Raw genomic sequence first — 26,865 nt, forward strand, 5'->3', positions numbered from 1 at the left:
GGTGTGATGCTTTATGCGCGTCCAAATTGGGCAAGAGTTTGTCGCGCATCGTACGATTTTGTAGATGTGCGCAATTCAGCCGAAAAATCTTGTAATGTGATGTTTTCTAACAATAAAAATCGCATCCGATCAGCGCCGGACCATTGAATGTGACAAAATCGCCATCCCGTTTCTGTCCAATGGGTGGTCAGAGGGGCAATTTTTTGCAATTGTGCCGGAAAATAATAACGGGGCAGAGCAGGAACCGCAGATGCGGCGCTTCGTAACAGCAGCAATATTCGCAGCCATAGGCGCTGTGGGACCGGGGGCAGCGCAAGACGCGCCGCCCGCGTTCAAGGATTTTACGTTCAAACGCCTGAAGCCGCCGAAATCCGGCAGCCGTCCGAAAATCACGGTTCAGGTTGATCCGACGGTGGATGTTTTCGCGACAGCCCCTGCCGATGCAGGTGCGGGCACAACCCAGGCAGCCGACGAAGACACGGTTAAAGCTGCGGCGCCGAAGGTTTCCGGTTATGAGTGGTTCTGGGCCGAGGTGCCCTCGGCCCTCGGCATTTCCGGAGCGGAGCGATTGTCCAGGGCGATGACCGCCTTGTCGAAAGGCGCCGATGGCACGCCGATCTCTGGCCCGCGCTTGCAGTCGCTGCGCAAAATCGTGGATCGCCATGGCAGCGACATTTTGCTGGCCACGCTGGGCAAAGATGTCTCGCCCGCGCTGGTACTGGCGGTGATATCGGTGGAATCTGCGGGGCAGGTGGCAGCGCTCAGCGGTGCAGGGGCGCAGGGGCTGATGCAGCTGATGCCGGATACCGCCACGCGATTTGACGTCACCGACACATCGGATCCGCGCCAGAATATCACTGGTGGGGCGGCCTATCTGGATTGGTTGACGAACAAATTCGACGGCGACGTCATGCTGGCGCTGGCCGGGTATAATGCGGGTGAAAACGCGGTAACCTCTCATTCAGGGGTGCCGCCCTACGTGGAAACCCGTGCCTATGTCCCGAAGGTCCTGGCCGCGTGGGAGGTTGCGCGCGGATTGTGCAAGACCCGGCCCGAGCTGATTACAGATGCCTGCGTCTTCATCCAGGGAAAGGCCGCGAGCGATGGCTGAATTGCGCCCGCTGGTGCTGGACGTCGACGGGACGTTCCTGAAGACCGATATGCTGTTCGAGTGTTTTTGGGCCGGGTTGGGCCGCGCGCCTTTGGCGACGCTGAAGGCCTGCGCGTTGCATTTTCGGCAGCCCCAGCGCCTGAAGGCGGAACTGGCGCAGATCGCGCCACTGCGGACTGACCTGCTGCCGGTTAACCCTGATGTGGCGGGCTATGCGGCCTCGGCCGTGGCGGATGGGCGCGACGTGGTGCTGGCCTCGGCGTCCGATCAGACGCTGGTGCGTGCGCTGGCCGATGAATATGCGCTGTCGGAAACGGTGTTCGCTTCGGACGGTGAAACAAATCTGAAGGGGCAGGCGAAGGCGGAGGCGCTGGTTGCCGCTTTCGGAGAACGCGGTTTTGACTATGCCGGGGACGCGCCGGTCGATCGCAAGATCTGGGACCGCGCCGATGGTGCGCTGATTGTCGGCAAGCAAGACGCCACCGCCGAAGCGCTGAAGGCCGCTGGCCATCGTGTGACCCGGGTTGAGGGCGGCTGGAGCCTGCGCGACCTGATCCGCGCCCTGCGCCCGCACCAGTGGGTTAAGAACGTGCTGTTGTTCTTGCCGATGATCGCCGCCCATGAATTCGCGCTGGCGACCATCGGGCTGGTGTTGCTGGGCATCATGGCATTCTCGGCCGTGGCCAGTTGCATATATATAGTGAACGATCTGCTGGATCTTGAAGCGGATCGCCTGCATCCGACCAAACAGAACCGCCCCTTTGCCAGCGGAGCGGTGCCGATACAGGTCGGTATGGCGACCTGCGCGGCCCTCGGGGTGTTCGCGCTGGGCCTTGCGGCAGTGCTGAGCCCGGCATTCCTGGCCGTCATATTCTGCTATATGGTGCTTGCGCTGTCTTATTCGCTGCGCCTCAAGCGGATGCGCTGGATCGACATCGCAACGCTGGCGATGCTGTACACAATACGCGTGATCGCCGGGGCCGCGGCCAGCGGGGTCGAGGCGTCTTTCTACATGCTGGTCTTTATCTTCCCGGTTTTCGTCACTCTGGGCTGCGTCAAGCGCCTGACCGAACTGACTCTGGCCACCAGCGACGAACCCCTGCCAGGGCGCGGCTATGGCCGCAACGACAGGGGCGACCTGCTGAACGTGGGTGCGTTGGGCATTGTCGGGGCGTTGGTGATCTTTTTCTGTATTCGCGAACGCCGCAAGATGCCGAGCTATACCCGACAGTCTGGATGCTGTGGCTGGCGCTGATCCCGATTGCCATCTGGCTGATCCGAATGCTGGCGCTGGGGTTTCTGGGGCGGCAGGATTACGACCCCATCGTTTTTGCGATGCGCGACAAACTGGGCATCGGACTGCTGCTGATCACGGTAAGCCTGATGTTCTATGCCGCCGGGCTTTGGGCCGAGTGGTTCGGCGGCTAAAGAACTCAATGCCTTCGGCGAGGATATTTCCAGGTCAATGATGGTGGTCTGAGCACAGGTCATCATTGACCCGAAAATATCCCCGCCGGAGGCAAGAAGTTTTCAGATCTTCAGCTTCTTGAAAATTGGTTCCGGGATCGTGCGGATGATCCCCATGATCACCATCCAGATCGCCGGGGAATAGATCGTGTTGCGCCGTTTCTTCACCGCCTTCACGATATCGCCGGCAACCTTGTCCGGGCTGGCAAGCAGAACCAGCCCGTCAAGGCCCCAGGTCATGGCCGTGTCCACCATGCCCGGTTTCACTGTAACAACATGCCCGCCTGCGCGGTTCAGCCGGTTTCTGAGCCCGCTGAGGTAGGTGGCAAACCCCGCCTTGGTGGACCCGTAAACGTAATTCCCCAATCGCCCGCGATCCCCCGCGACCGAGGCGACACCGACGATTGTGCCACGCCCACGCTCTTCAATCATCGGGGCCAGCATTTGCAGAAACCGCATGGGGCCTGCGTAATTGTCGATCACCGTCGCCTCGATAAGGGCGGTGTCGGCGTCGATCTGGTCCTGCGCAGGCATCGAGCCTGTGAAAACCGCCGCATTCAGCGCGCCTTCTTCGTATGCCGCGCGCGAGAGGATGTTTCGAAAACCCTCAGGGGCGGCGGTATCAAATGCCATCGCCTCGGCGAAACGCGCCCCGCGCAGGGCGGCGTCATTGGCCAGTGTTGCCAGCTCTGCCTTGTCGCGCCCGGCCAGGATCAGCCCGGCGCCGTCCTCGGCCATCTGGCGGGCGAACGACCGGGCAATTGCCGAGGTCGCGCCCAGAATGATCCAGGTCTGTTGCATCACGTACTCCTCAGGTTCAGGCGCCGGATCAGGTCGGTGTGCAGCACGCCGCCTGGATCGGCCTTGGCGCAGGCTTTCGCCCAAGCGCTGTGTTCGGGGTACATCGCGCGGATCGTTTCGCCAGTGGCCAGCGCGTCCTTTGCCAGATAAATGCGCCCGCCGGCGTCGGCTGCGGCCTGTTCAAGCTCTGCTATCAGGGTGCTCACGCCGCCCCGGTTCGGGAAATCGACGGCCAGCGTGTAGCCTTCCATCGGGAATGACATCATGCCCGCGCGCCCGGCCCCCATACGTTTCAACACGGCGAGGGGGGAGGCGAGGCCGCTTGCGGCGATGGTCGCCAGCATGTCGCGCAGCGCATTCGCCCGTTCCAGTGGGACGACGCATTGAAATTGGTGAAATCCGCGCTTGCCATAAAGCCTGTTCCAGTCGTGGATCCGGTCCAGCGGGAAGAAAAAGTCGCCGATCGGCTTGACCGAGGTGCGCCCCGTCACCGGCACGCGTCGCCAATAGGCCGCATTGAAGGTCCGCACGACAGGCCCGGACAGCGCGAAGCCCGGCGCATTGAACGGCACCGATTTTGCGCCCTTCTTGCGTGGCAGCAGGCCCGAGCCCGTTTCGCCTTCCTCCAGCACTCCGCGACCCAGCGCGGCACCCTTGGCAGTCGCATCGACCCAGCCGACTGTATAGGTCGCCTCGGACGCATCCAGCAGCGCGATATGTTCGTCCCAGTCGCTGATCCGGCGCTCGGTCACGATCATCACGTCGCCTTTGGCGCGCAGCATGTTGATCTTGGCACTGGCGATCACGCCGGTTTGCCCCAGTCCGCCGATGGTGGCGCGCCACAGCGTCTTGTCTTTATCCGTGATCGTTCGGGGTTTGCCGCCCGGCGCAATCAGGGTGATCGCCGCCAGATGCTGCCCGAAGCTGCCCGCGCCGTGGTGGTTCTTCCCGTGCACATCCATCGCGATGGCGCCGCCGACAGTGGCAAAGCCGGTGCCCGGCATCACCGGAGGCAGCCAGCCCTTTGGCGCGAAGACCCGCGCGAGGTCGCCCAGGGTCGCGCCCGCCTCAACCTCCAGCACGCCGGATGCGTCATCGAAGCTCAGCAATCTGTCCAGCCGGGTCATGTTGACCGTTTTGCCGCCGCTGTTCAGACAGGCATCGCCATAGCTGCGGCGCATGCCGAAGGCGGGGCAGGGCGTGTCAGCGGCCAGCTCGGCCAGACCGGCGCGCTTTTCAGGGCGTGCGATCTGTTCGGTCGCGCTCAGCGCGCGGCCCCAGCCGGTGACAGTCTCAGTTTTCCAGCGCATGTGCGGCCTTTCGGGAACGGGATTCGGCGAACGGGAACACGCCCAGACCGATCAGAATTGCGAACCAGAGTGTCGTGACGCGGATGATGGCGGTGGCGGGCACCGAAACCTCCAGCGGGATCCCCTCCAGCGTCAAAAGGGCGATCATCGCCGCCTCGGCCCCGCCAAGCCCGCCGGGCGCGCCGGTCAGGCCACCGGCGATGGTGGCGAAGACGAAGATGGCGGTGGCCTTGGCCAGCCCAATGTCGGCGCCCATCCAGACCAGCAGCAAATGGAAGGCATAGCATTCGGCCAGCCAACCGATCAGGCCAAGGGCGATGGCCCCGGCCATCACCGGGGCGGTCGAAAAATGCTCCAGCGTCCTTGCGGCGCGGCGCAGTTTGGCGAACAGGCGCGGCCAGCGGTTGATCAGGGCAAACAGGGCTTCGGCAATACGCTCTGCCAGGACAGGGCGGGTGACGACGACGGCCAAAAGCAGGGCGATGATCGCGACCGGAACGCCACCCGCAACGCCTGTGGTGGATAACGCCAGACCGCCCGCCAGCAGCAGCGCCATCGCCGCCAGATCCGAGGCGCGGTCGATCAGCACCAGCGGGGCGGTATCTTCAAAGCTTGCGCCGGTTTCCCGCGAAATCCAGCGCATCCGCACCAATTCACCCACACGCCCCGGCGTGACCGTCATCGCGAAGCCGCCGAAGAAATGGCGCAGATCCTGAACCAAGCTCGTGCCCAGCCTCAAGCAACCCGTGAACAAATGCCAGCGCAGCCCGCGCAGGCCATAGTTCACCAGCGACAGGCCCAGAAGCCCGGCGAATTGCCAAAGGCTGAGGCGGGCGATTGCGGTGCGTGTTTCCTCCCAGCCGGTGGCCGACGCCAGCCCGATCAGGCCGAACACCACAAACGCCAGCAGCCCGCCCAGCAGCAAGGTATCGCGTATCCGGCGCGAGGATCGGCGAGGCAGTTTTGCAGTCATACTCATCAAGGCCGAGGGCTAGAGACAAAGTTAGGCGACAATATGATGCTGTTTCGAAAATCGCGACAATGAAACGGCAGGAATGCGATAGACTTTAAAGAGTGCGACGGCCCCGGAAACGAAAAAACGGCGACACCGGGGGAGGACCGGCGGGCCTGAATTGGGATTGTTACTTCTGCATCGCCGCGTTCAGTGCGACGTCGTCAATATCGCCGCGTGTCAGGCCGATGTCGGACAGGTCACGGTCGCTCATTAGCGACAGTTCGCGGCGCGTATCGTGATAGGTTTTGGCGCGGCGGGCGTGGTCGCGCATTGCGATGCGCGCGGCAGCCAGACGGCCAAACAGGCCCATGCCGGGGCGGTGTAGGTCTAGTGCGTGGGACATTTTGTCCTCCTGATACTCGTTATGCTGCAACTGCATTGTTGCGGCCTCGGGTATGAAGGTAAGCCTCTGGCGTTGGGCCGCAATCCCGGAATTGGGCAATGCTGCTATGCAGCAATTGCATAGTTTCCCTGCGTAATCCCGGCGCATTCTGCACTTGCGGCGGACATTGGTGCCGTTGGGGGTTGAGGTTTGCCCAAATTACAACACCTATAGCGGCGACACCGGGCAGAAGGGACAATCCATGAGCGTGACACAGGACGACATACTGGCCGCACTGGCGCGAATTGCGCTGCCCGAAGGCGGCGACCTGGTGTCCCGCGACCTGATCCGCGCCATGCGGGTGGACGGCGGCACGGTCAGCTTTGTGATCGAAGCGCCCGATGCCGGGGCGGCGCAGAAGATGGGGCGCATTCGGGACGCTGCCGAAGCATCGGTCAAAGCGATCCCCGGCGTGACCAGCGCTTCGGTCGTGCTGACGGCACATGGGCCTGCACCGCAGAAAGCACCGCCGCCGGATCTGAAGATCGGGCGGCATCCGACCCCGCAGGAGGGGCCGATGCAGGTCGCCGGGGTGGACCGGATCCTGGCCGTCGGCTCGGGCAAAGGCGGGGTGGGGAAATCCACCGTCTCGAGCAACCTGGCCGTGGCCCTGGCGCGGGCCGGGCGGCGCGTCGGCCTGCTGGATGCAGATATATATGGACCATCGCAGCCCCGGATGATGGGCGTCAGCAAGCGCCCGGCCTCACCGGATGGCAAGAAGATCCTGCCGCTGACAGCCCATGGCGTGACGATGATGTCCATCGGCCTGATGCTGCCGCCAGAGGAGGCCGTGGTCTGGCGCGGGCCGATGCTGATGGGGGCGCTGCAACAGATGCTGGGGCAGGTGGAATGGGGGCAGTTGGACGTGCTGATCGTCGATCTGCCGCCCGGCACCGGGGATGTGCAGCTGACGCTGTGCCAGAAGACCCAAGTGACCGGCGCGATTGTCGTCAGCACGCCGCAGGATGTTGCCCTGTTGGATGCGCGTCGTGCGCTGACGATGTTCAACAAGCTCAACACGCCGGTTCTGGGCCTGATCGAAAACATGTCGACCTATATTTGCCCGAACTGTGGCCACGAAGCGCATCTGTTCGGCCATGGCGGCGTGCGCGCCGAGGCTGAGAAGGCCGATCTGCCGTTCCTTGGGGAAATCCCGCTAAGCCTTGATGTGCGCATCGCCGGGGACGGCGGCACGCCCATCGCTGCGGGCGAGGGGCCGGTGGCTGAGGCCTATGCGCAGCTTGCGGATCGGCTGATCAAGGGCGGAATGTCCTGAACTGTTCCAGATCACGGGAAATCGCGGGAAACTGCTGAGCTTTAGGCGAATCAAGCGACGCCTACGCTTGGATTCTGGGCGGTTTTGCGTGGCGGATGTCCGATTTCCCACCTGATGGACGCAGATCTTCGGGAAATCACGGAAAAAACTTCAATTTTCTTTCTATACTACATCTAGTAGTAATCGCGGCGCGATGACGCTATGACGTGTGATCACGGGTCGCAATTTACGCAATTTTCTGACAATCCGGGCGCCCCTGGAGACCGAAAGTTCTTTCTGCACCACATTTTTCCTTTGAGTTCCATGAATTCCCAGCTATACCCATTCACACGATGAGTTGGGAAATCGGGGCGCTAAGACCCCACAAAGGCAAAACGCAGGTTTCATACAGGCACCCACTTCATCTGACTGAGATCCGGCGCGCGAGCGAGCAGACATCCCCCCAGGTGGCGCGCGCGGTCGGACATCCCGGAAACGGGACGAGGGCGGCGGATCGGGCAGTGGCAGCAGCTCGATCCGCCGTTTCCTATTTCGGGGGACGGTACGGGACGAAGGGGTCGCCAAAGTGGCGCGCAGGTTCAGAGGTGAAAGCCACCACAAGGTGGATGCAAAGGGTCGGGTGTCTATCCCAGCGTTGTTTCGCCCTGTTCTGGTTGCCGGCGATCCGGGCTGTACTGATGGCAAGCGCGCGGGCCTTGTGATCGTTTATGGCGATCATCGCCGCAAATACCTTGAATGTTACACGATGGAGGCGATTGCCGACGTCGATGCGCGTATTGATGCGTTGCCGCGCGGCTCCACCCAGCGGAAAATGCTGGAACGCATGTTCAACGGTCAGTCGATGCCGACCGAACTTGACCCCGATGGCCGCCTGGTTCTGGCGCAGAAGTTGCGCGACAAGATCGGGCTGGAGGGGGAGGCGTTCTTTATCGCCTCTGGCGACACTTTCCAGATCTGGAAGCCGGACACCTATGAAACGGAAGAGCTTGCGCGGACCGAGGCCTGGCTGGACGATCAGCCCGAGGATTTCGATCCGCTGACCCTGCTGGACAGCGCGCCCAGCCCAGCGACGGAATAATGTCTATGGTTGTTGCCGCCGCCAGGACGCCCACCCCGCATATCCCGGTTCTGCTGCGCCAGTTGCTGGACGCGGTCGCGCCGGTGCGTGGGATCTGGCTGGACGGAACGCTGGGGGCAGGTGGCTATGCGCGCGGTTTGCTAGAGGCTGGGGCGGATCAGGTGATCGGCGTAGATCGTGACCCGCTGGCGCTGGATATGGCGGTAGATTGGGGCGCGCCCTATGGTGATCGGCTGCGCGTGGTTCAAAGCAATTTCAGCGTGTTGGACCGGGCTAATGATGTGCCACTTGATGGCGTGGCGCTGGACCTTGGCGTCAGCTCGATGCAGTTGGATCGGGCCGAACGCGGGTTTTCATTCATGAAGGACGGCCCGCTGGACATGCGCATGGGCCAAAGCGGGTACTCGGCGGCGGATCTGGTGAACGAGGCCGAAGACTCCACGCTTGCCGACATTCTGTTTCAATATGGCGAGGAACGCGCCGGTCGCCGGATTGCGCGCGCAATCGTCGCGGCGCGTGCCCAGGCGCGGATCGAAACAACTGGCCAACTGGCCGAGATCATCCAATCCTGCCTGCCGCGCCCGAGGCCGGGGCAAAGCCATCCGGCGACGCGCAGTTTTCAGGCGATCCGCATTGCCGTGAATGACGAATTTGGTGAGCTGGTTCAGGGGCTTGAGGCGGCTGAGCGGGCATTGAAACCCGGCGGGAAACTGGCCGTTGTCAGCTTCCATTCGCTGGAAGATCGCGTGGTGAAACGGTTTTTCACCGAACGTTCCGGCGGTGGCGGACGGTCAAACCGCTATGCGCCCGAAGCGGCGCAGGACGCGCCGCGCTTTACGCTGGATATCAAGGGAAAAGGCCCGGATGACGCCGAACTGGCCGTCAATCCCCGGGCAAGATCGGCGCGGTTGCGGGTGGGGACGCGCACCGATGCCGCGGCAGGCCCTGCGGATCATTCCGCTTTAGGCCTGCCGAAACATGTACAAAGGGGGCGCTGATGCGCGGCTTTCTGGTTTTCTTCGTGTCCGTTGCCGTGATGGCGCTGGCGTTCTGGGCCTATCGTGAGAATTACGAGACTCAGCAAGCCTTGCAGGAAAACAACACGTTGCAGCGCAAGCTTGGCGCGGCGCATGAGCGTTTGTCGGTTTTGCGCGCCGAATGGGCCTATCTGAACCGCCCCGAACGGCTGCGCGATCTGGCGGACCTGAACTTTGAACGCCTTGGGCTGATGCCGCTGCAACCGGAACAGTTTGGCCGCGTCGGGCAGGTCAGCTTTCCGCCGCGCATCTCGCTTATCAACAACCCGGTCGACGTTATGGCGATCACCGACGACAGCAACGACAGCGACGACACCATCGCCCCGGAGGCCACCGAATGACCCGCACGCCGCTGCGCCCGCTGCCCCGCATTCTGGAGGCCCGCCGCAAGGGCGAGAATCCGGACGCGATTGAACGTGAGAATCTGGCGCAGCGCCATGAAGAACTGCGCGACGGTCACCGGATGCGGGCCGAAGGGCGGCTTTTGGTGCTGGGTGTGTTTTTCTTCGTCGCATTCTCGGTCGTGGGCGCGCGGATGGGGCTGATGGCCGCGTCCGAAGCGCATGAGCCCCGCGCACAGGCCGCCGGGGCGGCGATCGTCGCGACCCGTGCGGACATCGTGGATCGCAACGGTCGGGTGCTGGCCACGAACCTGTCAACAAACTCGCTTTACGCGCAGCCCCTGCAGATGGTGGACCCTGTGCGTTCGGCCCACGCATTGGTCGAGGTTTTCCCGGATCTGAACGCCGAAAAGCTGATCAAACAGTTCACCGGCGGGCGCAAGTTTCTGTGGATCAAGAAGAAAATCAGCCCGGAACAGCAGCAGGCGGTCTTTGACATCGGCGAACCCGGCCTGTTGTTCGGCCCGCGAGAGATGCGGCTTTATCCCAACGGTCGATTGGCCGCACATATTCTGGGTGGGGCGAGTTTCGGGCGCGAAGGCGTGCACTCGGCCGAAGTGATCGGTGTTGCGGGCGTCGAAAAGGCGATGGACGCGACTCTGCGCGACCCGGCCCGCGAAGGTGCGCCGGTGCAGCTGTCGATTGATGTCACGGTGCAGTCGGCGATCCGGCAGGTGCTTTATGGTGGCATGAAGCTGATGAATGCCAAGGGAGCGACAGCGGTTCTGATGGAGGTGAACTCGGGCGAAGTGATCTCGATGGTCAGCTTGCCGGACTTTGATCCAAACGCGCGGCCCGATCTGCCGACAACGGGTGATGCGGGTGACAGCCCGCTGTTCAACCGGGCGGTTCAGGGGGTGTATGAACTCGGCTCGGTCTTCAAGATATTCAACATGGCGATGGCGCTGCAGGATGGCCAGGTGACACCCACCAGCATGGTCGACACCACTGGCCCAATGCGCTGGGGCCGGTATCGGATCCGCGATTTCCACAACTATGGCCCGCATCTGTCGGCCACCGATGTGATCGTCAAATCCTCGAACGTAGGGTCCGCGCGGCTGGCATTGGAGGCCGGGGCGGACCGGCAGCAGGAATTCCTTGGCGATCTTGGTTTCTTCACACCAACCCCTGTGGAACTGGTCGAGGCACCTTATGCCAAGCCGTTGTTGCCGAAGAACTGGTCCGACATCGTGGTGATGACCGCCAGTTACGGGCATGGGTTTTCGTCCAGCCCGCTGCATCTGGCGACGGGATATGCTTCGCTCCTGAATGGCGGCACCAAGGTCACGCCAACGCTGTTGAAGCGCGATGGCCCGGCGCCGGTCGGCCCACGGATCGTGCGCCCCGAAGTGTCCGAGGCGGCGCGCGCCATGCTGCGCCAAGTCGTTGTGCGCGGCACGGCGCGCTTTGGCGAGGTTTCGGGCTATGCCGTGGGCGGCAAGACCGGCACTGCGGACAAGCCAAAACCCAAGGGCGGGTATTACAAAGACCGGGTCGTGGCGACATTCGCCAGCGTCTTTCCGGCGCATGATCCGAAATACGTGCTGATCGTCTCGCTCGATGAACCCAGTGAGAACTCCGGTCCCAAGCCACGCCGCACCGCTGGCTGGACGGCTGTTCCGGTCGCCGCCGAAGTGATCCGCCGGGTGGCACCGCTTCTTGGCCTCAGGCCAGAGATTGAACCCGTGGCAGTGGATAGGCTATTGCTCAGCTCGAACTGAACGGTTTGAAGTCAGGTGGGGCGATGGGCAAGACAAAAACGCTGGGCGATCTGGGGCTGACCCTGCCGGGCGGGCAGGGGATCGAAATTACCGGGTTGGCCGTGGACAGTCGCGAGGTTCAGGACGGTTTCCTGTTCGCAGCCCTTCCCGGCAGCAATGTCCACGGCGGCGATTTTATTCAATATGCGGTGCGTCAGGGTGCGGCGGCGGTGCTGACAGATCAGCAGGGCGTCGATCGGGCCGGGGCGGCACTGGGCGATACGCCTGTGATCATCGTCGACGATCCGCGTCAGTCACTGGCCTATGCTGCCGCGCTTTGGTTCGGGGCACAGCCTGAAACCACGGTCGCGGTGACCGGGACCAACGGCAAAACCTCGGTCGCCAGCTTCACCCGTCAGATCTGGGCCGCGCTGGGCCATGCCTCGATCAGTCTTGGCACCACGGGGGTCGAAGGCGACTGGACCGCACCGCTGGCGATGACAACGCCCGAGCCGATCACCCTGCACCGGCTGCTGTCGCAAGCAGCGGGCGAGGGGGTCACCCATTGCGCGATGGAAGCCTCCAGCCACGGGTTGGCGCAACGGCGCCTGGACGGGGTGCATCTCGCGGCGGCGGCGTTTACCAATTTCAGCCAGGATCATCTGGATTACCACGCTGATTTCGCCGAGTATTTTGCCGCCAAGGCGGGCCTGTTTGACCGGGTTTTGCCCGAAGACGGGGTCGCGGTGATCAACCTCGACGATCCGCGCGGGAGCGAGGTGGCGACCATCGCGGGCGAGCGTGGGCAAGAGATTTTGACAGTGGGTCGGTCAGAACGCGCGGGCCTGCGCATCCTCGGCCTTCGGTTCGACGCGACCGGGCAGGATCTGCGTTTTTCCTGGAATGGCGCAACGCGACAGGTGCGCATTGGACTGATCGGCGGGTTCCAGGCGGAAAACGTGCTGGTCGCCGCCGGGCTGGCGATTGCCGCCGGGGCGGCGCCGGGGGATGTCTTCGATACGCTGCCGGGGCTTGCTGGCGTGCGGGGCCGGATGCAGCTGGCGGCCACGCGCGACAACGGCGCGGCGGTGTTCGTGGATTACGCCCATACGCCGGATGCGCTGAGCACCGCGCTTCAGGCCTTGCGCCCGCATGTCATGGGGCGGCTGGTCGTGGTGTTCGGCGCGGGTGGCGACCGCGACCGGGGCAAGCGTCCGCTGATGGGGCAGGCGGCGGCCGAGAACGCGGATCTGGTCTTCGTCACCGACGACAACCCGCGCAGCGAAGATCCCGCCAGCATCCGCGCCGCGATCATGGCCGCGGCGGGCGAGGCAACCGAAGTCGGCGACCGGGCCGAGGCGATCCTGCGCGGCGTCGATGCGTTGGAGCCTGGCGATGCGGTGCTGATCGCCGGCAAGGGCCATGAAACGGGCCAGACCGTCGGCGATGCGGTGTTTCCCTTTGATGACGTGGAACAGGCGAGTGTCGCGGTCGCCGCGCTAGACGGACATTTGGCGTGACTGCGCTGTGGACAGCGGCAGATGCCGCCGCTACAACAGGCGGGCGGGCGACGACGGATTGGGCTGCGGCAGGCGTGTCCATTGACACGCGCAGCCTGCGGCCCGGCGATCTGTTCGTTGCCCTGAAGGACGTCCGTGACGGGCATGACTTTGTGGCGCAGGCGCTGGAAAAGGGCGCGGCGGCGGCCCTGGTCAGCCGGATACCGGACGGCGTGTCTGCGGACGCTCCGCTTTTGATTGTCGATGACGTTCTGGACGGGTTGGCGGCGCTCGGCGCGGCGGGACGCGCGCGCACGCACGCCAAGGTGATCGGGGTCACAGGCTCGGTTGGGAAGACCTCGACCAAGGAAATGTTACGCGTTGCGCTGACCTCGACGGGCCGGGTTCACGCGGCCGAGGCGAGTTACAACAACCAATGGGGCGTGCCGCTGACGCTGGCGCGGATGCCTGCCGACACCGATGTGTCGATTATCGAGATCGGCATGAACCACCCCGGCGAGATTGCGCCGCTCTCGCGCCTGACCCGGCCCCATGTGGCCCTGATCACCACGGTTGTCGGCGCACATATGGAGGCGTTTGAGGGCCTTGACGGGATCGCCAGTGAAAAAGCGGCGATCTTTGAGGGGCTTGAACCGGGCGGCACCGCGATCATCCCCGGTGACCTGACCGTTTCAGGCATCCTGCGCGAGGCCGCCGGAAAGACGGCGATCTGTTTCGGTAATGACCCGCGCAACGACTGGCGGCTGGGCGACGTCCGGGTCAGTGCGGCGGCGGTGACGGCGAAGGCCGCTTCGCCGGGCGGCCCGTTGCTGTTCAAGATCGCCAGCCCGGGCCGGCATTTCGCCGAAAATGCGCTGGCCGTTCTGGCCGCCGCGCAGGCGCTGGATGCCGATATGGCGCTGGTGATTGCGGACCTCGGGCGCTGGGCGCCGCCCGCCGGGCGCGGCACGCTTGAGGACCTGGTGCTTGACGATTTCGCCGAAGGCATGTCGCTGACGCTGATTGATGATGCGTTCAACGCCAATCCGACCTCATTGAATGCGGCGCTGGAGATCCTGACCGCGCAGACGCCAACCGATGGGGTGGGCCGTGTCGGGCGCGGACGGCGGATTGCGATGCTGGGGGATATGCTGGAACTGGGCAGGGATGAGGTTGCCCAACATGCGGCTGTTGCAACCTCTCCGCATCTGGTGGGCGTTGATGTGATCCACTGCGTCGGCCCGCTGATGCACCATCTTTGGCAAGCGCTGCCCGAGGACCAGCGCGGAGAGCATGTCACCGACGCGCGCGACCTGGTCAGCCGGGCACACGCCTTGGTTGATGCAGGCGATATTGTGCTGGTCAAGGGCTCCAAGGGCAGCAAAATAAGCCTTGTCGTTGACGCGATCCGAAAACTGGGCCATGCCCGCGATCACAAAAACGGGAACGGATAAAATGCTTTATTGGCTGACCTTGCTAAGCGACGGCGGCGACGTTTTTAACCTTTTCAGATATATCACTTTTCGCGCAGGCGGCGCGTTTTTCACCGCCCTGATCTTCGGGTTCGTGTTTGGCAAGCCGCTGATCAACCTGCTGCGCAAACAGCAAAAACACGGGCAGCCGATCCGCGATGACGGTCCGGAAAGCCATATTCTGGAAAAAGCCGGAACGCCAACCATGGGCGGCATGCTGATCCTAGGGGCGCTGGTGGTTTCGACCCTTCTGTGGGCGCGGCTGGATAACGGTTATGTCTGGATGATCCTGCTGGTGACGGTTTGCTTCGGGGCGATTGGTTTTGCCGACGATTATCAAAAGGTTACCAGTAACAGCCACAAGGGTGTGTCGGCGCGGATGCGGTTCGGTCTGGGCCTGTTGGTTGCAGCGGCAGCGGCCTATTGGGCCAGCGCGATGCACCCGGATGAGCTGTCGAACCGGCTGGCGATGCCGATCTTCAAAGAGACGTTGCTAAACCTGTGGATCCTGTTCATTCCCTTCGCGATGATCGTGATTGTCGGGGCGGCGAATGCGGTCAATCTGACGGATGGGTTGGACGGGCTGGCGATCATGCCGGTGATGATTGCCGCCGGGGCGCTGGGTGTTATCGCTTATGCTGTGGGTCGGGTCGATTTTACCGAGTATCTAGACGTGCACTATGTCCCCGGCACGGGCGAGATCCTGATTTTCACCGCCGGTCTGATCGGCGGCGGCTTGGGCTTCCTGTGGTACAACGCCCCCCCGGCGGCGGTTTTCATGGGGGATACCGGTTCATTGGCCCTCGGCGGTGCGCTGGGCGCTATCGCGGTGGCCACCAAGCACGAGATCGTGCTGGCCATCGTCGGCGGCATCTTCGTGGTCGAAGCGCTGAGCGTGATCATCCAGGTCCTCTATTTCAAGAAGACCGGCAAGCGCGTGTTCCTGATGGCCCCGATCCATCATCACTTTGAAAAACAGGGCTGGGCCGAAAGCACCATCGTGATCCGGTTCTGGATCATCGCACTGATCCTGGCGCTGGTTGGGTTGGCGACGCTGAAGGTTCGGTAAGGTGGCAATCCTTACCCACCGCAGACGTTCAGATCGTAAAAATCCAACGCCCGGAATCAAGCCCGCAAGGGCGCCGGGCGAGCGCCTGTCTGCCGCCCGGGCAGGCGCTTCTGCGACGGCGCACAAATCACCGAAGTCAGAGTTAACCCTGCTGGATAAATTGCCCCTCGCGACTGTGACTGCGCCTACCCGCAGACAGGCGCCCACCCGGCTTGTTCTGCATCGCCACCAAAGTAGGTAACAAGCCAAAACATCCTGAACCCGCTCCAATCGCATCGCGCCTTCCCATGCATCTGCGAATCCGCTAGCCAGATCGTGATATGAAAAAGTGTCATCCATGATCCCGGTTCAGGGCTTCTCGGGCCAGAAAACCGCCGTCCTCGGCCTGGGCCGGTCCGGGCTTGCCGCTGCGCGCGCGTTGCGCACAGGCGGGGCCGAGGTGTTGGCCTGGGACGATAGCGAAGCGGGGCGGGACGCTGCCAAGGCCGAGGGTTTTACCCCGGTCGATTTGTCACGCCCCGGTGCCTTCGACGGGGTTGCCAGCCTGATCGTTTCTCCGGGTATTCCGCACCTCTACCCGACGCCCAACAAGATCGTGGCGCTGGCCGAAGAGGCGGGCGTGCCGCTGGACAATGACATCGGGCTGTTCTTCCGCTCCCTAGCGACGCAGGACTGGAACATGTTCGACACCACGCCACGGGTGATCGCGGTTACGGGTTCGAACGGGAAATCGACCACGGCAGCGCTAATCCACCACATTCTTGAGGAGGCGGGCAAGGACAGCCAGCTGGCCGGGAACATCGGGCGCGGGGTGCTGGATATCGACCCACCGGGGGATGGCGGCGTCGTGGTGCTGGAGCTGTCGTCTTATCAGACCGAGCTTGCCCGGTCGCTGACGCCCGATATCGCCGTGTTCACCAACCTCAGCCCGGATCATCTGGATCGGCACGGCGGGCTGGGAGGGTATTTCGCGGCCAAGCGACGCTTGTTCTCGGAAGGCGGACCAGACCGCGCGGTGATTGGCGTGGACGAGGACGAGGGGCGGTTTCTGGCCGGGCAGATGGCCGAAGGCGCGGGCGATGACCGGGTGATCCGGGTGTCGGCTGAACGCAAACTGGGCGGGCCGGGGTGGAGCGTTGCGGCCAGAAAGGGGTTCCTGGCCGAACGGCGCAAGGGCAAGCAAGTCGCCGCGATCGATCTGCGCCAGATTGCCGGGCTGCCGGGGGCGCATAATCATCAGAATGCCTGCGCGGCCTACGCGGCGGTCCGGGCGCTGGGGATCGCGCCAAAGGTGATTGAGGCGGCGCTGCGCTGCTTTGCAGGGTTGCCCCATCGCAGCCAGATCGTCGCCGTGAAGGATGGCGTGACCTGGGTGAATGATAGCAAGGCGACCAATGTGGACAGCGCGGCGAAGGCGCTGCAGGCGTTCAAGCGCATTCGCTGGATTGCCGGCGGGCTTGGCAAGGATGGCGGTATCGCGGCGCTGGTGCCGCATCTGGGCTCAGTCGCCAAGGCCTATCTGATCGGCCACTCGGCGCGGGAATTTGCGTTGCAGCTTGGCGATGTGCCGCATGAGGTTTTCGCGACATTGGCCGAGGCGGTGGCGCGGGCGGCCGAAGAGGTTGAGGCGGGCGATACCGTCCTGCTGGCCCCGGCGGCGGCGAGTTTTGATCAGTACCCGGATTTCGAAAAGCGGGGCGAGGATTTCATCGCGCTGGTTGGTGATGTGACGGGGTAGGGTGGCTGTTCAGACGGCTTTTTTTGGTCTGAACTGAGGTACAGATGAACTCCTTTTTTCCGCCCGGAATCAAGCCTGAAAGGCGCCGTGAAGCCTCCGATCCGGCCAGCCCGAAACCGGCCTCAGCGCGGCGCACTTGCCGCCTGCCGCTCCTCCAACGTCAGAACCGCCGCCTCGGCCACTGGCGCACCCGTCACCGGGTCAAAAAACGGCGAGCGTTTGTGATCTCCGCGCAATCGGGCGACCAGAAGTGACCCGATCAGCGCAGCGACTGCGCGCAGCGTCGTGCCGAGGCCACTCGGCGGCGTGACCTCGGCCAATGCTGATCCGGTGTTGACCCGCGCCTTGACCGGCCCAAGCGGCGCGACCCCGTCGACGAAGTTCGCCGTCATCGCGCTGGCGAACGGCAGGCCGGGGCCCTTGCCGGTGTTGAACAGAGGCGTGTTGCAGCAACCCGCATACCAGCGGTACAGCCCATTGGGCGACAGGCGCAGGCTGGCCAGATGCTCGGCCCCTTTGGTCAGCCGCACCCGCGCCGGGCTGGTCTGAAACAGGTCAGTTCCGCCAGCGGCATCCAGAAACCGCGCGTCCTGCGCAAGATGGCGCACGAAGGCGCGGCAATCCCTGCAATAGCAGGCGACATGGTGCCCGGCCCTTGGTCCGGCCCCCGCAATAACGCCCGTGAGCGCGCCACAACCGCACCGAAATTCCATGTCCTGCGCCATCATTCACCGGCCTTTCCGTCAAAACATGCACATTTTGCGAAGGTATCTGCCTTAAAACACTGGCACAATCCTGACATTTCAGGCTAAGTTACGCCCCGAGACCCGGATAACCGGGCGGTTTGAGGTAGATCAGGCGGTACGGCATGACAGAAATGGTCCATGGCACGATTCCCGTTGAACGGGGCGAGCCGATTTTGCCGCGTTGGTGGCGGACGATCGACAAGTGGTCGATCATCTGCATTCTGGCGCTGTTTGGCATCGGTATTCTGTTGGGGCTGGCAAGCAGCCCGCCCTTGGCCGCACGCAACGGCTTTGCCGCATTCCACTATGTTGAAAAGCAGGCGATATTCGGCGGCGCGGCGCTGATCGCGATGCTGCTGACGACGATGATGTCGCCGCGTCTGGTGCGCCGGTTGGCGGTGCTGGGCTTTGTCATTGCGCTGGCAGGGCTGGCGTTTTTGCCGGTCTTTGGCACGGATTTCGGCAAAGGCGCCGTGCGCTGGTATTCGCTGGGCTTCGCCGCGATCCAGCCGTCGGAGTTCCTCAAACCCGGTTTCGTCGTGGTCGCTGCCTGGCTGCTTGCCGCGGGGCAAGAGATTGGCGGCCCTCCGGGGCGGACGATGTCGCTGGCGCTGGCGCTGGCGGTTGTCGGGCTGTTGGCGATCCAGCCGGATTTCGGACAGGCGGCGCTGATCCTGTTTGCCTGGGGCGTGATGTACTTCGTCGCCGGGGCCCCCATCGTTCTGTTGATCGGGCTGGCAGGCGCCGTCGCGCTGGCCGGAACCTTCGCCTACAGCGCCTCGGACCACTTCGCGCGTCGGATCGACGGCTTCCTGTCGCCCGACCTCGACCCGACAACGCAGCTTGGATATGCCAGCAACGCCATCCGCGAAGGCGGGTTTTTCGGCGTCGGTATCGGCGGCGGAGAGGTCAAGTGGTCCCTTCCTGACGCCCACACAGATTTCATCATCGCGGTTGCGGCCGAAGAATACGGGTTGATCCTGGTCCTGGCGATCATCGCGCTTTATGCCACTATCGTTGTGCGCAGCCTGATCCGGCTGATGCGCGAACGCGATACGTTTGTGCGCCTGGCAGGAACCGGCCTGGCCTGCGCCTTCGGCATTCAGGCAATTATCAATATGGGCGTCGCGGTGCGCCTGTTGCCCGCCAAGGGCATGACCCTGCCGTTTGTCAGCTATGGCGGCTCGTCCCTGATTGCGGGGGGTATCACGGTTGGTATGCTGCTGGCGTTCACCCGGACGCGGCCACAGGGCGAGATCAAGGACATCCTCAAGCGAACCATGCGATGAAACGGCATCTTGTGATTGCGGCCGGGGGCACCGGCGGGCACATGTTCCCGGCGCAGGCCCTGGCCGAGGCGATGCTGCTGCGCGACTGGGATGTGACGCTGGCCACGGACGCGCGCGGGGCGCGCTATGCGGGCGGGTTTCCGTCGGCGGTACGCATTCACCGGCTGAACTCGGCAAGTTTCGCGCAAAGCACGGGGCTGGCGAAACTGATGGTGCCGCTGCGCATTGCGGGCGGCATCACGCGCGCGACAGCGCAGTTTTTTCGCGGCAAACCGACGGTGGTTGTCGGCTTTGGCGGCTATCCTTCGATCCTCGCGCTGTCGGCTGCGTTCGCGCTGCGGATCCCGCGGATGATCCACGAACAGAACGGCGTCTTGGGCCGGGTGAACCAGCTGTTTGTGCGCCGCGTCGCCTGTGTCGCCTGCGGCACCTGGCCGACCGAACTTCCGCAAAGCGCCAAGGGCATCCACACCGGCAACCCGGTGCGCGCCGCCGTGCGCGCGATGACCGGCGCAAAATACCGCCCGCCACGCAAGCCGCCGATCAATGTGCTGGTGATCGGTGGCTCGCAGGGTGCGCGCGCGCTCAGCCAGAATGTCCCTGCGGCGATCTGGCAGCTTCCCGACGCGCTGCGCGAAAAGATCAGCGTCGCGCATCAGGCGCGGGCCGAAGATCACGCAACGGTCAGCCAGTATTACGCCGATCACGGCATCGCGGCCGAGGTTCAGCCCTTTTTCGACGATCTGCCCCGCCGCATGGCCGAGGCGCAGTTGGTCATCTCGCGCGCGGGGGCGTCCTCGATCGCGGATATTTCGGCCATTGGGCGCCCTGCGATCCTGATCCCCTATCCCTTTGCCACCGCAGACCACCAGACCGCCAACGCGCGCGGGCTGATTGATGCGGGCGCTGCGATCCACATCCCTGAAAACGCGCTTGAGCCGGCAGCGCTTTCCAGCCAGATAGCCGCAGTGCTAAGCAACCCGAAATCCGCCGCCCGCATGGCCGATCTGGCCCGCGAATACGGGCGGCCCGACGCAACCGAGCGGCTGGTCGAACTGGTCGAAAATCTGGCAGGCAATCGCACATGAGCCCCAAGACCAAACTGCCCACGACCATCGGCCCGATCCATTTCGTCGGCATTGGCGGCATCGGAATGTCTGGCATCGCCGAAGTGCTGATGGAGCAGGGCTATCAGGTGCAGGGGTCTGACCTGAAGGCGTCGAAGATCACCAAACGGTTGGAGCGGTTGGGCGCCTGTGTGAAGATCGGACAGCGGGCCGAAAACCTCGACGGGGCCTCGGTTGTCGTGGTCTCGACCGCGATCAAGCCGGGCAATGCGGAACTGGACGCGGCGCGGGCGCGCGGGCTGCCGGTGGTGCGCCGGGCCGAGATGCTGGCCGAGCTGATGCGCCTGAAATCCAACATTGCCGTGGCCGGAACCCACGGCAAGACGACGACGACGACAATGGTGGCGGCACTGCTGGATGCGGGCGGGATTGACCCGACGGTGATCAACGGCGGGGTGATCCACGCCTATGATTCCAACGCCCGGATGGGTGACGGCGAATGGATGGTGGTCGAGGCGGATGAAAGCGACGGCAGCTTCAATCGTCTTCCGGCAACGGTCGCCATCGTCACCAACATCGACCCCGAGCATATGGAGCATTGGGGCGATTTCGACACGCTGCGCGATGCGTTTCACCAGTTCGTCTCGAACATCCCGTTCTACGGTCTGGCGGTGCTGTGTACCGATCATGCCGAGGTTCAGGCGCTGGTCGGGCGGATCTGCGACCGGCGGATCGTGACCTATGGGTTCAACGCACAGGCCGACGTGCGGGCGGTGAACCTGCGCTATGAAGGTGGCGTGGCGCAATTTGATATCGAGCTGAACGGCGAAGATGACCGGATCGAGGGGTGCACGCTGCCGATGCCGGGGGATCACAACGTCTCGAACGCGCTGAGTGCGGTTGCCGTGGCGCGGTTCCTGAGGATTGCGCCCGATACGATCCGCGACGCCCTGGCCGGGTTTGGCGGTGTTAACCGGCGATTTACCAAAGTGGGCGAGGTTGATGGCGTGACCATCATCGACGACTACGGACATCACCCGGTTGAAATTCTGGCGGTGCTGAAAGCCGCGCGTCAATCGCTGGGTGACGACGGCGGGCGTGTGATCGCGGTGCATCAGCCGCACCGCTATACGCGTTTGCACGACTTGTTCGAGGATTTTTGCGCCGCATTCAACGACGCCGATATTGTCGGGATCGCCGATATCTATTCCGCGGGGGAGGATCCGATTGAGGGCGCATCGCGCGACGATCTGGTTGCCGGGCTTGTCCGCCACGGTCACCGGCATGCGGTTGCGGTGGCCGATGAAGACGCGCTGGTTGCGCTGGTAAAAGCCGAAGCACGGCCCGGCGATCTGGTGGTCTGCCTGGGCGCCGGTACGATCACCGCCTGGGCCAACGATCTGCCGGGGCGGCTGCAGGCATGAGCGTATCAGTCATCCTCGGGTGTTTGTGGGTGTTGGCGGCCACTATTGTCGCCCTGCTGCCGATGCGGCGGCAATATGTGCCGGGGGTTTCGCTGTTGATCGCGGCACCGGCACTGATCGCCTTCCTCGGCTGGCAGCACGGGCTTTGGCTGGCACTGATCGCTGTGCTGGCCTTGCTGTCGATGTTCCGTAACCCGCTGATTTATTTCTGGAAACGCTTTCGGCGTATTCCGGTCGACCTGCCGCCCGAACTGCGTGACAAATCCAGATGAGCCTGCCGCTGATCCTGGGCCTGATCTGGCTGGTGGTCGCCAATGTCTCGGGCATGTTTCCCAGCAAGCACAGCCACTGGCCGACCGCCTATGTGCTGATCGCCATCGGTCTGCCGCTGCTGGTCTGGGTGTTTATGGAGGAGGGTGCCCTGATCGCCCTGATCCTGCTGATCGCCGCCGCAAGCATCTTGCGCTGGCCGGTGTTGTTCCTGTGGCGCTGGGTGCGGCGGGTTTTGGGTATAAGTTAGCGTTGCATTTGTTAGGAGCTAGTACCCATGGCCCCGGTTATCGTTTTCTCAGTTGTTGTGTTGGTCTTTTTGATGGTGGCGTACGCCTCATTCAATCTTGTCAATGACTACGGCAAAGTTGGATATCTGGACGATATTCACAGTGTTCACGAGCGCATGGCTTATTGGCTTCTACCTTTCTCCGAAAGATGAAGCACTTCTTGGTTGGCTGTTTTTGTTCTTTTTACCAATGGTTCTGGTAACGTCCGGTTTCTTGCTAGGTTCAACTATCGCGTACTTTCGATCAAAGAATCGGCCTGGGAAGCAGTAATGTGCGGAAGCGGAATCAAAAAATGAGTATCACGCTACCAAAACCCCGCGGCACCCTGACCCCCGACCGCCCGCTCGACAGCCTCACCTGGCTGCGTGTCGGTGGCCCTGCCGACTGGCTGTTCCAACCGGCGGACCTGAACGACCTGTCGGACTTCCTGCGGGACCTCGACCCGGCGATACCTGTTTTCCCGATGGGGGTCGGGTCCAACCTGATCGTGCGTGATGGCGGTATTCGCGGTGTGGTGATCCGGCTGGGGCGGGGGTTCAACACGATCCGTATCGATGGCCAGCGCGTCATCGCCGGGGCCGCCGCATTAGATGCCCATGTGGCGCGCAAAGCGGCTGAGGCGGGCATCGATCTGACTTTCCTGCGCACCATCCCCGGGGCCATCGGCGGCGCGGTGCGGATGAATGCGGGCTGTTACGGGCGCTATGTGGCCGATCATTTCGTCAGTGCCACGGCGGTGACACGGGCGGGCGAGGTCATCATGCTGGCCCCCGACGACCTGCAATTCGCCTATCGCCAGACCGCGCTGCCCCCCGGTTTGGTGATTGTCGAGGCGGCGTTTGACGGACCCAATGGCGAACCTGACGCGCTGGCCGCGGTGATGGAAGGTCAACTCACCAAGCGGGACGCCAGCCAGCCGACGAAGGATCGCACGGCGGGCTCCACCTTCCGCAATCCGGCCGGATACAGCTCTACCGGGCAGGCGGATGACGCGATGGATCTGAAGGCCTGGAAGGTGATCGACGACGCCGGAATGCGCGGCGCGACGCTGGGTGGGGCGGTGATGAATACGATGCACCCGAACTTTCTGACCAACGCCGGGGGCGCAACCGCCGCCGATCTTGAAAATCTGGGTGAAGAAGTGCGCCGCAGGGTCTTCCAAAACGCTGGGATTCAGCTAGAATGGGAGATTATGCGGGTCGGCGACCCCGAACTGCGTAAGAAATAACAATAACGGGCCGAAAATGGCCTGAAACGGTGGTGGGTATGTCGAGCAGGACAAACCCCAAAGTTGCGGTCCTTTTGGGCGGGCAGTCGGCGGAGCGTGAAGTTTCGCTGTCGTCCGGTGCCGAATGTGGCAAGGCGCTGCGGGGTGAAGGTTTCGAGGTGGTCGAACTGGACGCAGGTCCGGATGTCGCCGCGCGCCTGATCGAGGTTGCGCCTGACGTGGTGTTCAACGCGCTGCATGGCCGCTGGGGCGAAGACGGCTGCGTGCAGGGCATTCTTGAATGGCTGCGCATGCCCTATACCCACTCGGGCGTTTTGGCCTCGGCCCTGGCGATGGACAAGGAAAAGACCAAGGCGGCCTATGTTTCGGCGGGCCTGCCGATTGTTTCCAGCGTTCTGACCCGCGCCGATGACGTGCGCAGCCGCCATGTGATGCAGCCGCCTTATGTGGTGAAGCCGAACAACGAAGGCTCCAGCGTCGGCATCTACATTGTTCACGAAGATGCCAACGGCCCACCGCAACTGGCCGACACCATGCCCGAGATTGTGATGGTCGAGGCATTCGCTGCCGGGCGAGAGCTGACGACCTCGGTACTGGGCGACCGGGCATTGGGGGTGACGGATATCATCACCGACGGCTGGTATGATTATCACGCGAAATACGCGACAGGCGGCTCGCGCCACGTGATCCCCGCCGACATTCCCGAAGAGATTACAGCCGCCTGCAATGATTACGCCCTGCGTGCGCATGCGGCCCTCGGGTGTCGGGGCCTCAGCCGGACGGATTTTCGCTGGGACGAGGCGCGCGGGCTGGAGGGGTTGATCCTGCTGGAAACAAACACCCAGCCCGGGATGACGCCAACCTCACTTGCGCCCGAACAGGCGGCGCATGCGGGTATGGATTTCGGCAAATTGTGCCGCTGGATGGTCGAGGACGCCTCATGCAACAGATGAAACGCATACGCCGCCGCGATCCGGCCCCCTCGCGCCTTGTCTACAAGGCCGAACGAGTTTTGCTGACGCCGTTTTATCGTGGGTTGGTGACCACCGGTCTGCCGATTCTGGCGGTCTGCATGGCTTTTATTCTGCTGCTGTCGGATGCCAACCGACGCGAAGTAATCCGCAATTTCGTTCAGGATGTACGGACCGAGATTCAGCAGCGTCCCGAATTCATGGTGCGTCTGATGACGATCGACGGGGCAACGGAAGGTGTCGACGGGGAAATCCGCACGCTGATCCCGGTGGAATTCCCGGTCAGCTCGTTCGATCTGGACCTGGATGCGATGCGGGTGTCGGTCGAAAAACTCGATGCTGTCGCTTCGGCCACTGTGCGGGTCCGTTCGGGCGGGGTGTTGGGGGTCGAGGTTGTCGAACGGGTTCCCGCCGTGGTTTGGCGCACCGGCGCCGGGCTGGCGCTGCTGGATGCAAAGGGTCATCAGGTCGCGCCGCTGGATCAGCGCAGTGACCGCCCCGATCTGCCGCTGATCCTGGGTGATGGGGCCGAAGCACATGTCCCCGAAGCGCTGGCCGTCATTGCCGCCGCCCGCCCGATCGAGGCACGCCTGCGCGGATTGCGCCGGGTGGGGGAACGCCGCTGGGACGTCATGTTGGACCGCGATCAGCGGATTCTTCTGCCCGAGGGTGACCCCGTAACCGCGCTCGAAGCGGTTCTGGCTCTGAACAAGGCGCCCCAGGAAATCCTGGCCCGTGACGTGGTGCATGTGGATATGCGCCGCCCCGACCGCCCGACACTTCGCCTTGGCCCTGCCGCCGCTGCCGATCATCGCCGTACCATTGCCTTTGAAATGGGAGAGAACTGAGCCCATGAACGATCTATACGAAACCCAGCGCGCCATGCGCGCCATGCGCACCGCCGCCATGCAACGCGGCGTGATCGCCGTTCTGGACGTCGGCACCACCAAAATCGCCTGTCTGGTCCTGCGGTTTGATCCCATCGACCATCTGGACACCGATGATCTGACCGGCAGTCTTGCCGGGCAATCCCGGTTTCGGGTGATCGGGGCGGCGACAACCCGGTCGCGCGGGATGGAATTCGGCGAAAGCCGCGCCTTGCAGGAAACCGAGCGTGCCATCCGCACCGCCGTCCAGTCGGCCCAGAAAATGGCGAAAGTCAGGGTCGATCACATCATCCTCAGCTTTTCGGGGGGCAAGCCGCGCTCTTACGGGTTGGCGGGGCAGATCGACGTCGACGGGCGCGAGGTGGAAGAAGCCGACGTGGCGCGCGTCATGGCGGCCTGCGATGTGCCCGACGTGGGGGATGAGCGTGACACGCTGCACGCCCAGCCAGTGAACTTCGCGCTCGACCATCGGTCGGGCCTGGGCGATCCGCGCGGTCAGATCGGCCACACGCTGGCCTGTGACATGCATATGCTGACGGTTGATGCGCTGGCGGTGCGCGATCTGGTGCATTGCGTGACGCGCTGCGATCTGGACGTGGCGGGCATCGCGTCGTCCGGGTACGTCGCCGGACTGTCGAGCCTGGTTGAGGATGAACAGGAACTTGGCGCGGCCTGCGTCGATATGGGCGGGGGGTCGACCTCGGTTTCGATTTTCATGAAGAAACACATGATCTTCGCCGATACCGTGCGTCTTGGCGGTGACCATGTAACCAGCGATATCTCCAAGGGCCTGCAAGTCCCGCTGTCCGTGGCCGAGCGGATCAAGACCTTCCACGGCGGCGTTGTTGCCACCGGCATGGACGACCGCGAGATGATCGAGATCGGTGGCGATACCGGCGATTGGGAACGCGACCGCCGCACTGTCAGCCGGGCTGAACTGATCGGCATCATGCGACCACGGGTTGAAGAGATCCTGGAAGAGGTCCGCACCCGGCTGGACGCTGCCGGGTTTGAACATCTGCCAAGCCAGCAGGTGGTGCTGACGGGTGGGGGCAGCCAGATACCCGGCCTCGATGGGCTGGCCCCGAAAATTCTGGGTCAGCGGGTTCGGATCGGCAGACCGCTGCGCGTTCAGGGATTGCCGCAGGCGGCAACTGGCGCGCCATTCTCGGCATCCGTAGGATTGTGCCTGTTCGCGGCCAATCCGCAGGACGAATGGTGGGACTTCGAGATTCCGGCAGATCGCTATCCGGCCCGGTCATTCCGGCGCGCGGTCAAATGGTTTCGCGACAACTGGTGACCCCTAAAGCGTTTCGTCTTGAACCTGAATCGCGAGG

The 26,865-nt window shown here is 63.4% G+C and carries 24 protein-coding genes and 1 pseudogene; 20 read left to right on the forward strand and 5 right to left on the reverse strand.

What is annotated here, in order from left to right:
- Positions 1 to 250: 250 nt before the first annotated feature.
- Positions 251 to 1,111 carry a transglycosylase SLT domain-containing protein gene (locus tag GKR99_05825; protein ID NKB27081.1) on the forward strand — a complete coding sequence of 287 codons (861 nt, stop codon included), beginning with the start codon at positions 251 to 253 and terminating at the stop codon, positions 1,109 to 1,111.
- Positions 1,104 to 2,539, forward strand: a pseudogene (locus GKR99_05830) (UbiA family prenyltransferase). The gene GKR99_05825 and the pseudogene GKR99_05830 overlap by 8 nt, the downstream one beginning before the upstream one ends.
- A gap of 102 nt (positions 2,540 to 2,641) precedes the next feature.
- Here the strand turns inward: GKR99_05830 and GKR99_05835 are convergent.
- The 4 genes from GKR99_05835 to GKR99_05850 all read right to left on the reverse strand — a co-directional run bounded on the left by GKR99_05835 (position 2,642) and on the right by GKR99_05850 (position 6,014).
- Positions 2,642 to 3,379: an SDR family NAD(P)-dependent oxidoreductase gene (locus GKR99_05835; protein ID NKB27082.1), complete on the reverse strand. Its 738-nt coding sequence runs from the start codon at positions 3,377 to 3,379 to the stop codon at positions 2,642 to 2,644.
- Positions 3,379 to 4,689, reverse strand: a complete 1,311-nt coding sequence (locus GKR99_05840) for an FAD-binding protein (protein ID NKB27083.1) — start codon at positions 4,687 to 4,689, stop codon at positions 3,379 to 3,381. The genes GKR99_05835 and GKR99_05840 overlap by 1 nt, the downstream gene beginning before the upstream one ends.
- A complete protein-coding gene (locus tag GKR99_05845; protein ID NKB27084.1) occupies positions 4,673 to 5,668 on the reverse strand; it encodes a flippase-like domain-containing protein in 996 nt (331 codons plus the stop codon). Before GKR99_05845 ends, GKR99_05840 begins: the two co-directional genes overlap by 17 nt.
- A gap of 163 nt (positions 5,669 to 5,831) precedes the next feature.
- Positions 5,832 to 6,014 carry a DUF1127 domain-containing protein gene (locus tag GKR99_05850; GenBank protein ID NKB27085.1) on the reverse strand — a complete coding sequence of 61 codons (183 nt, stop codon included), beginning with the start codon at positions 6,012 to 6,014 and terminating at the stop codon, positions 5,832 to 5,834.
- A gap of 274 nt (positions 6,015 to 6,288) precedes the next feature.
- On the opposite strand from GKR99_05850, the gene GKR99_05855 reads away from it, so the two are divergent.
- From GKR99_05855 to GKR99_05895, 9 genes are all read left to right on the forward strand, one after another.
- A complete protein-coding gene (locus GKR99_05855; protein ID NKB27086.1) occupies positions 6,289 to 7,362 on the forward strand; it encodes a P-loop NTPase in 1,074 nt (357 codons plus the stop codon).
- Positions 7,363 to 7,927: 565 nt separating this feature from the next.
- On the forward strand, positions 7,928 to 8,440 hold the full coding sequence (gene mraZ / locus GKR99_05860; GenBank protein NKB27087.1) for a division/cell wall cluster transcriptional repressor MraZ: 513 nt from the start codon (positions 7,928 to 7,930) through the stop codon (positions 8,438 to 8,440).
- 5 nt (positions 8,441 to 8,445) lie between these two features.
- A complete protein-coding gene (gene rsmH, locus GKR99_05865; GenBank protein ID NKB27088.1) occupies positions 8,446 to 9,438 on the forward strand; it encodes a 16S rRNA (cytosine(1402)-N(4))-methyltransferase RsmH in 993 nt (330 codons plus the stop codon).
- Positions 9,438 to 9,818, forward strand: coding sequence for a cell division protein FtsL (locus GKR99_05870; protein NKB27089.1), 381 nt, complete (start codon positions 9,438 to 9,440; stop codon positions 9,816 to 9,818). Before rsmH ends, GKR99_05870 begins: the two co-directional genes overlap by 1 nt.
- Positions 9,815 to 11,599, forward strand: a complete 1,785-nt coding sequence (locus GKR99_05875; protein ID NKB27090.1) for a penicillin-binding protein 2 — start codon at positions 9,815 to 9,817, stop codon at positions 11,597 to 11,599. The genes GKR99_05870 and GKR99_05875 overlap by 4 nt, the downstream gene beginning before the upstream one ends.
- Before the next feature lie 23 nt (positions 11,600 to 11,622).
- Positions 11,623 to 13,098: a UDP-N-acetylmuramoyl-L-alanyl-D-glutamate--2,6-diaminopimelate ligase gene (locus GKR99_05880; GenBank protein ID NKB27091.1), complete on the forward strand. Its 1,476-nt coding sequence runs from the start codon at positions 11,623 to 11,625 to the stop codon at positions 13,096 to 13,098.
- Positions 13,095 to 14,531, forward strand: coding sequence for a UDP-N-acetylmuramoyl-tripeptide--D-alanyl-D-alanine ligase (gene murF, locus GKR99_05885; protein NKB27092.1), 1,437 nt, complete (start codon positions 13,095 to 13,097; stop codon positions 14,529 to 14,531). Before GKR99_05880 ends, murF begins: the two co-directional genes overlap by 4 nt.
- 1 nt (position 14,532) lies before the next feature.
- The gene (locus GKR99_05890) at positions 14,533 to 15,618 is read left to right on the forward strand and encodes a phospho-N-acetylmuramoyl-pentapeptide-transferase (GenBank protein NKB27093.1); all 1,086 of its coding nucleotides are present in this window, start codon (positions 14,533 to 14,535) and stop codon (positions 15,616 to 15,618) included.
- Positions 15,619 to 15,955: 337 nt separating this feature from the next.
- Positions 15,956 to 17,356, forward strand: coding sequence for a UDP-N-acetylmuramoyl-L-alanine--D-glutamate ligase (locus GKR99_05895; GenBank protein NKB27094.1), 1,401 nt, complete (start codon positions 15,956 to 15,958; stop codon positions 17,354 to 17,356).
- Between the two features lie 122 nt (positions 17,357 to 17,478).
- Here the strand turns inward: GKR99_05895 and GKR99_05900 are convergent, their stop codons facing one another.
- A complete protein-coding gene (locus GKR99_05900; protein ID NKB27095.1) occupies positions 17,479 to 18,084 on the reverse strand; it encodes a hypothetical protein in 606 nt (201 codons plus the stop codon).
- A gap of 140 nt (positions 18,085 to 18,224) precedes the next feature.
- Between GKR99_05900 and GKR99_05905 the strand changes: the two genes are divergently transcribed.
- The 9 genes from GKR99_05905 to ftsA all read left to right on the forward strand — a co-directional run bounded on the left by GKR99_05905 (position 18,225) and on the right by ftsA (position 26,828).
- Positions 18,225 to 19,391 carry a cell division protein FtsW gene (locus GKR99_05905; GenBank protein NKB27096.1) on the forward strand — a complete coding sequence of 389 codons (1,167 nt, stop codon included), beginning with the start codon at positions 18,225 to 18,227 and terminating at the stop codon, positions 19,389 to 19,391.
- Entirely contained in the window at positions 19,388 to 20,479 is a 1,092-nt protein-coding gene (murG, locus tag GKR99_05910) for an undecaprenyldiphospho-muramoylpentapeptide beta-N-acetylglucosaminyltransferase (protein NKB27097.1), read from the forward strand. Before GKR99_05905 ends, murG begins: the two co-directional genes overlap by 4 nt.
- Positions 20,476 to 21,882, forward strand: coding sequence for a UDP-N-acetylmuramate--L-alanine ligase (locus tag GKR99_05915; GenBank protein NKB27098.1), 1,407 nt, complete (start codon positions 20,476 to 20,478; stop codon positions 21,880 to 21,882). The genes murG and GKR99_05915 overlap by 4 nt, the downstream gene beginning before the upstream one ends.
- Complete coding sequence (locus tag GKR99_05920; GenBank protein ID NKB27099.1) at positions 21,879 to 22,154, forward strand: DUF2484 family protein; 276 nt, start codon at positions 21,879 to 21,881, stop codon at positions 22,152 to 22,154. Before GKR99_05915 ends, GKR99_05920 begins: the two co-directional genes overlap by 4 nt.
- Complete coding sequence (locus GKR99_05925) at positions 22,151 to 22,402, forward strand: DUF2484 family protein (GenBank protein NKB27100.1); 252 nt, start codon at positions 22,151 to 22,153, stop codon at positions 22,400 to 22,402. The genes GKR99_05920 and GKR99_05925 overlap by 4 nt, the downstream gene beginning before the upstream one ends.
- A 332-nt stretch (positions 22,403 to 22,734) precedes the next feature.
- Positions 22,735 to 23,670: a UDP-N-acetylmuramate dehydrogenase gene (gene murB, locus GKR99_05930; protein NKB27101.1), complete on the forward strand. Its 936-nt coding sequence runs from the start codon at positions 22,735 to 22,737 to the stop codon at positions 23,668 to 23,670.
- Positions 23,671 to 23,702: 32 nt separating this feature from the next.
- Entirely contained in the window at positions 23,703 to 24,623 is a 921-nt protein-coding gene (locus GKR99_05935) for a D-alanine--D-alanine ligase (GenBank protein NKB27102.1), read from the forward strand.
- Positions 24,620 to 25,489, forward strand: a complete 870-nt coding sequence (locus tag GKR99_05940; protein ID NKB27103.1) for a cell division protein FtsQ — start codon at positions 24,620 to 24,622, stop codon at positions 25,487 to 25,489. The genes GKR99_05935 and GKR99_05940 overlap by 4 nt, the downstream gene beginning before the upstream one ends.
- A gap of 4 nt (positions 25,490 to 25,493) precedes the next feature.
- The gene (ftsA, locus tag GKR99_05945) at positions 25,494 to 26,828 is read left to right on the forward strand and encodes a cell division protein FtsA (GenBank protein NKB27104.1); all 1,335 of its coding nucleotides are present in this window, start codon (positions 25,494 to 25,496) and stop codon (positions 26,826 to 26,828) included.
- The last annotated feature ends 37 nt before the right edge of the window (positions 26,829 to 26,865 follow it).

The sequence above is a fragment of the Paracoccaceae bacterium genome (genome assembly GCA_012103375.1).
GTDB lineage: Bacteria > Pseudomonadota > Alphaproteobacteria > Rhodobacterales > Rhodobacteraceae > WLWX01.

Bases quoted from the DNA above. Each gene is read 5' to 3' on its own strand.
- GKR99_05880 (NKB27091.1), top strand. From the start codon at position 11,623: ATGGGCAAGACAAAAACGCTGGGCGATCTGGGGCTGACCCTGCCGGGC.
- GKR99_05940 (NKB27103.1), top strand. From the start codon at position 24,620: ATGAAACGCATACGCCGCCGCGATCCGGCCCCCTCGCGCCTTGTCTAC.
- GKR99_05845 (NKB27084.1), bottom strand. From the start codon at position 5,668: ATGAGTATGACTGCAAAACTGCCTCGCCGATCCTCGCGCCGGATACGC.
- rsmH (NKB27088.1), top strand. From the start codon at position 8,446: ATGGTTGTTGCCGCCGCCAGGACGCCCACCCCGCATATCCCGGTTCTG.
- GKR99_05840 (NKB27083.1), bottom strand. From the start codon at position 4,689: ATGCGCTGGAAAACTGAGACTGTCACCGGCTGGGGCCGCGCGCTGAGC.
- GKR99_05915 (NKB27098.1), top strand. From the start codon at position 20,476: ATGAGCCCCAAGACCAAACTGCCCACGACCATCGGCCCGATCCATTTC.
- GKR99_05905 (NKB27096.1), top strand. From the start codon at position 18,225: ATGACAGAAATGGTCCATGGCACGATTCCCGTTGAACGGGGCGAGCCG.
- GKR99_05895 (NKB27094.1), top strand. From the start codon at position 15,956: ATGATCCCGGTTCAGGGCTTCTCGGGCCAGAAAACCGCCGTCCTCGGC.
- murG (NKB27097.1), top strand. From the start codon at position 19,388: ATGAAACGGCATCTTGTGATTGCGGCCGGGGGCACCGGCGGGCACATG.
- GKR99_05900 (NKB27095.1), bottom strand. From the start codon at position 18,084: ATGATGGCGCAGGACATGGAATTTCGGTGCGGTTGTGGCGCGCTCACG.
- ftsA (NKB27104.1), top strand. From the start codon at position 25,494: ATGAACGATCTATACGAAACCCAGCGCGCCATGCGCGCCATGCGCACC.
- GKR99_05870 (NKB27089.1), top strand. From the start codon at position 9,438: ATGCGCGGCTTTCTGGTTTTCTTCGTGTCCGTTGCCGTGATGGCGCTG.
- GKR99_05835 (NKB27082.1), bottom strand. From the start codon at position 3,379: ATGCAACAGACCTGGATCATTCTGGGCGCGACCTCGGCAATTGCCCGG.
- murB (NKB27101.1), top strand. From the start codon at position 22,735: ATGAGTATCACGCTACCAAAACCCCGCGGCACCCTGACCCCCGACCGC.
- GKR99_05855 (NKB27086.1), top strand. From the start codon at position 6,289: ATGAGCGTGACACAGGACGACATACTGGCCGCACTGGCGCGAATTGCG.
- GKR99_05890 (NKB27093.1), top strand. From the start codon at position 14,533: ATGCTTTATTGGCTGACCTTGCTAAGCGACGGCGGCGACGTTTTTAAC.
- GKR99_05925 (NKB27100.1), top strand. From the start codon at position 22,151: ATGAGCCTGCCGCTGATCCTGGGCCTGATCTGGCTGGTGGTCGCCAAT.
- GKR99_05920 (NKB27099.1), top strand. From the start codon at position 21,879: ATGAGCGTATCAGTCATCCTCGGGTGTTTGTGGGTGTTGGCGGCCACT.
- GKR99_05825 (NKB27081.1), top strand. From the start codon at position 251: ATGCGGCGCTTCGTAACAGCAGCAATATTCGCAGCCATAGGCGCTGTG.
- GKR99_05875 (NKB27090.1), top strand. From the start codon at position 9,815: ATGACCCGCACGCCGCTGCGCCCGCTGCCCCGCATTCTGGAGGCCCGC.
- GKR99_05850 (NKB27085.1), bottom strand. From the start codon at position 6,014: ATGGGCCTGTTTGGCCGTCTGGCTGCCGCGCGCATCGCAATGCGCGAC.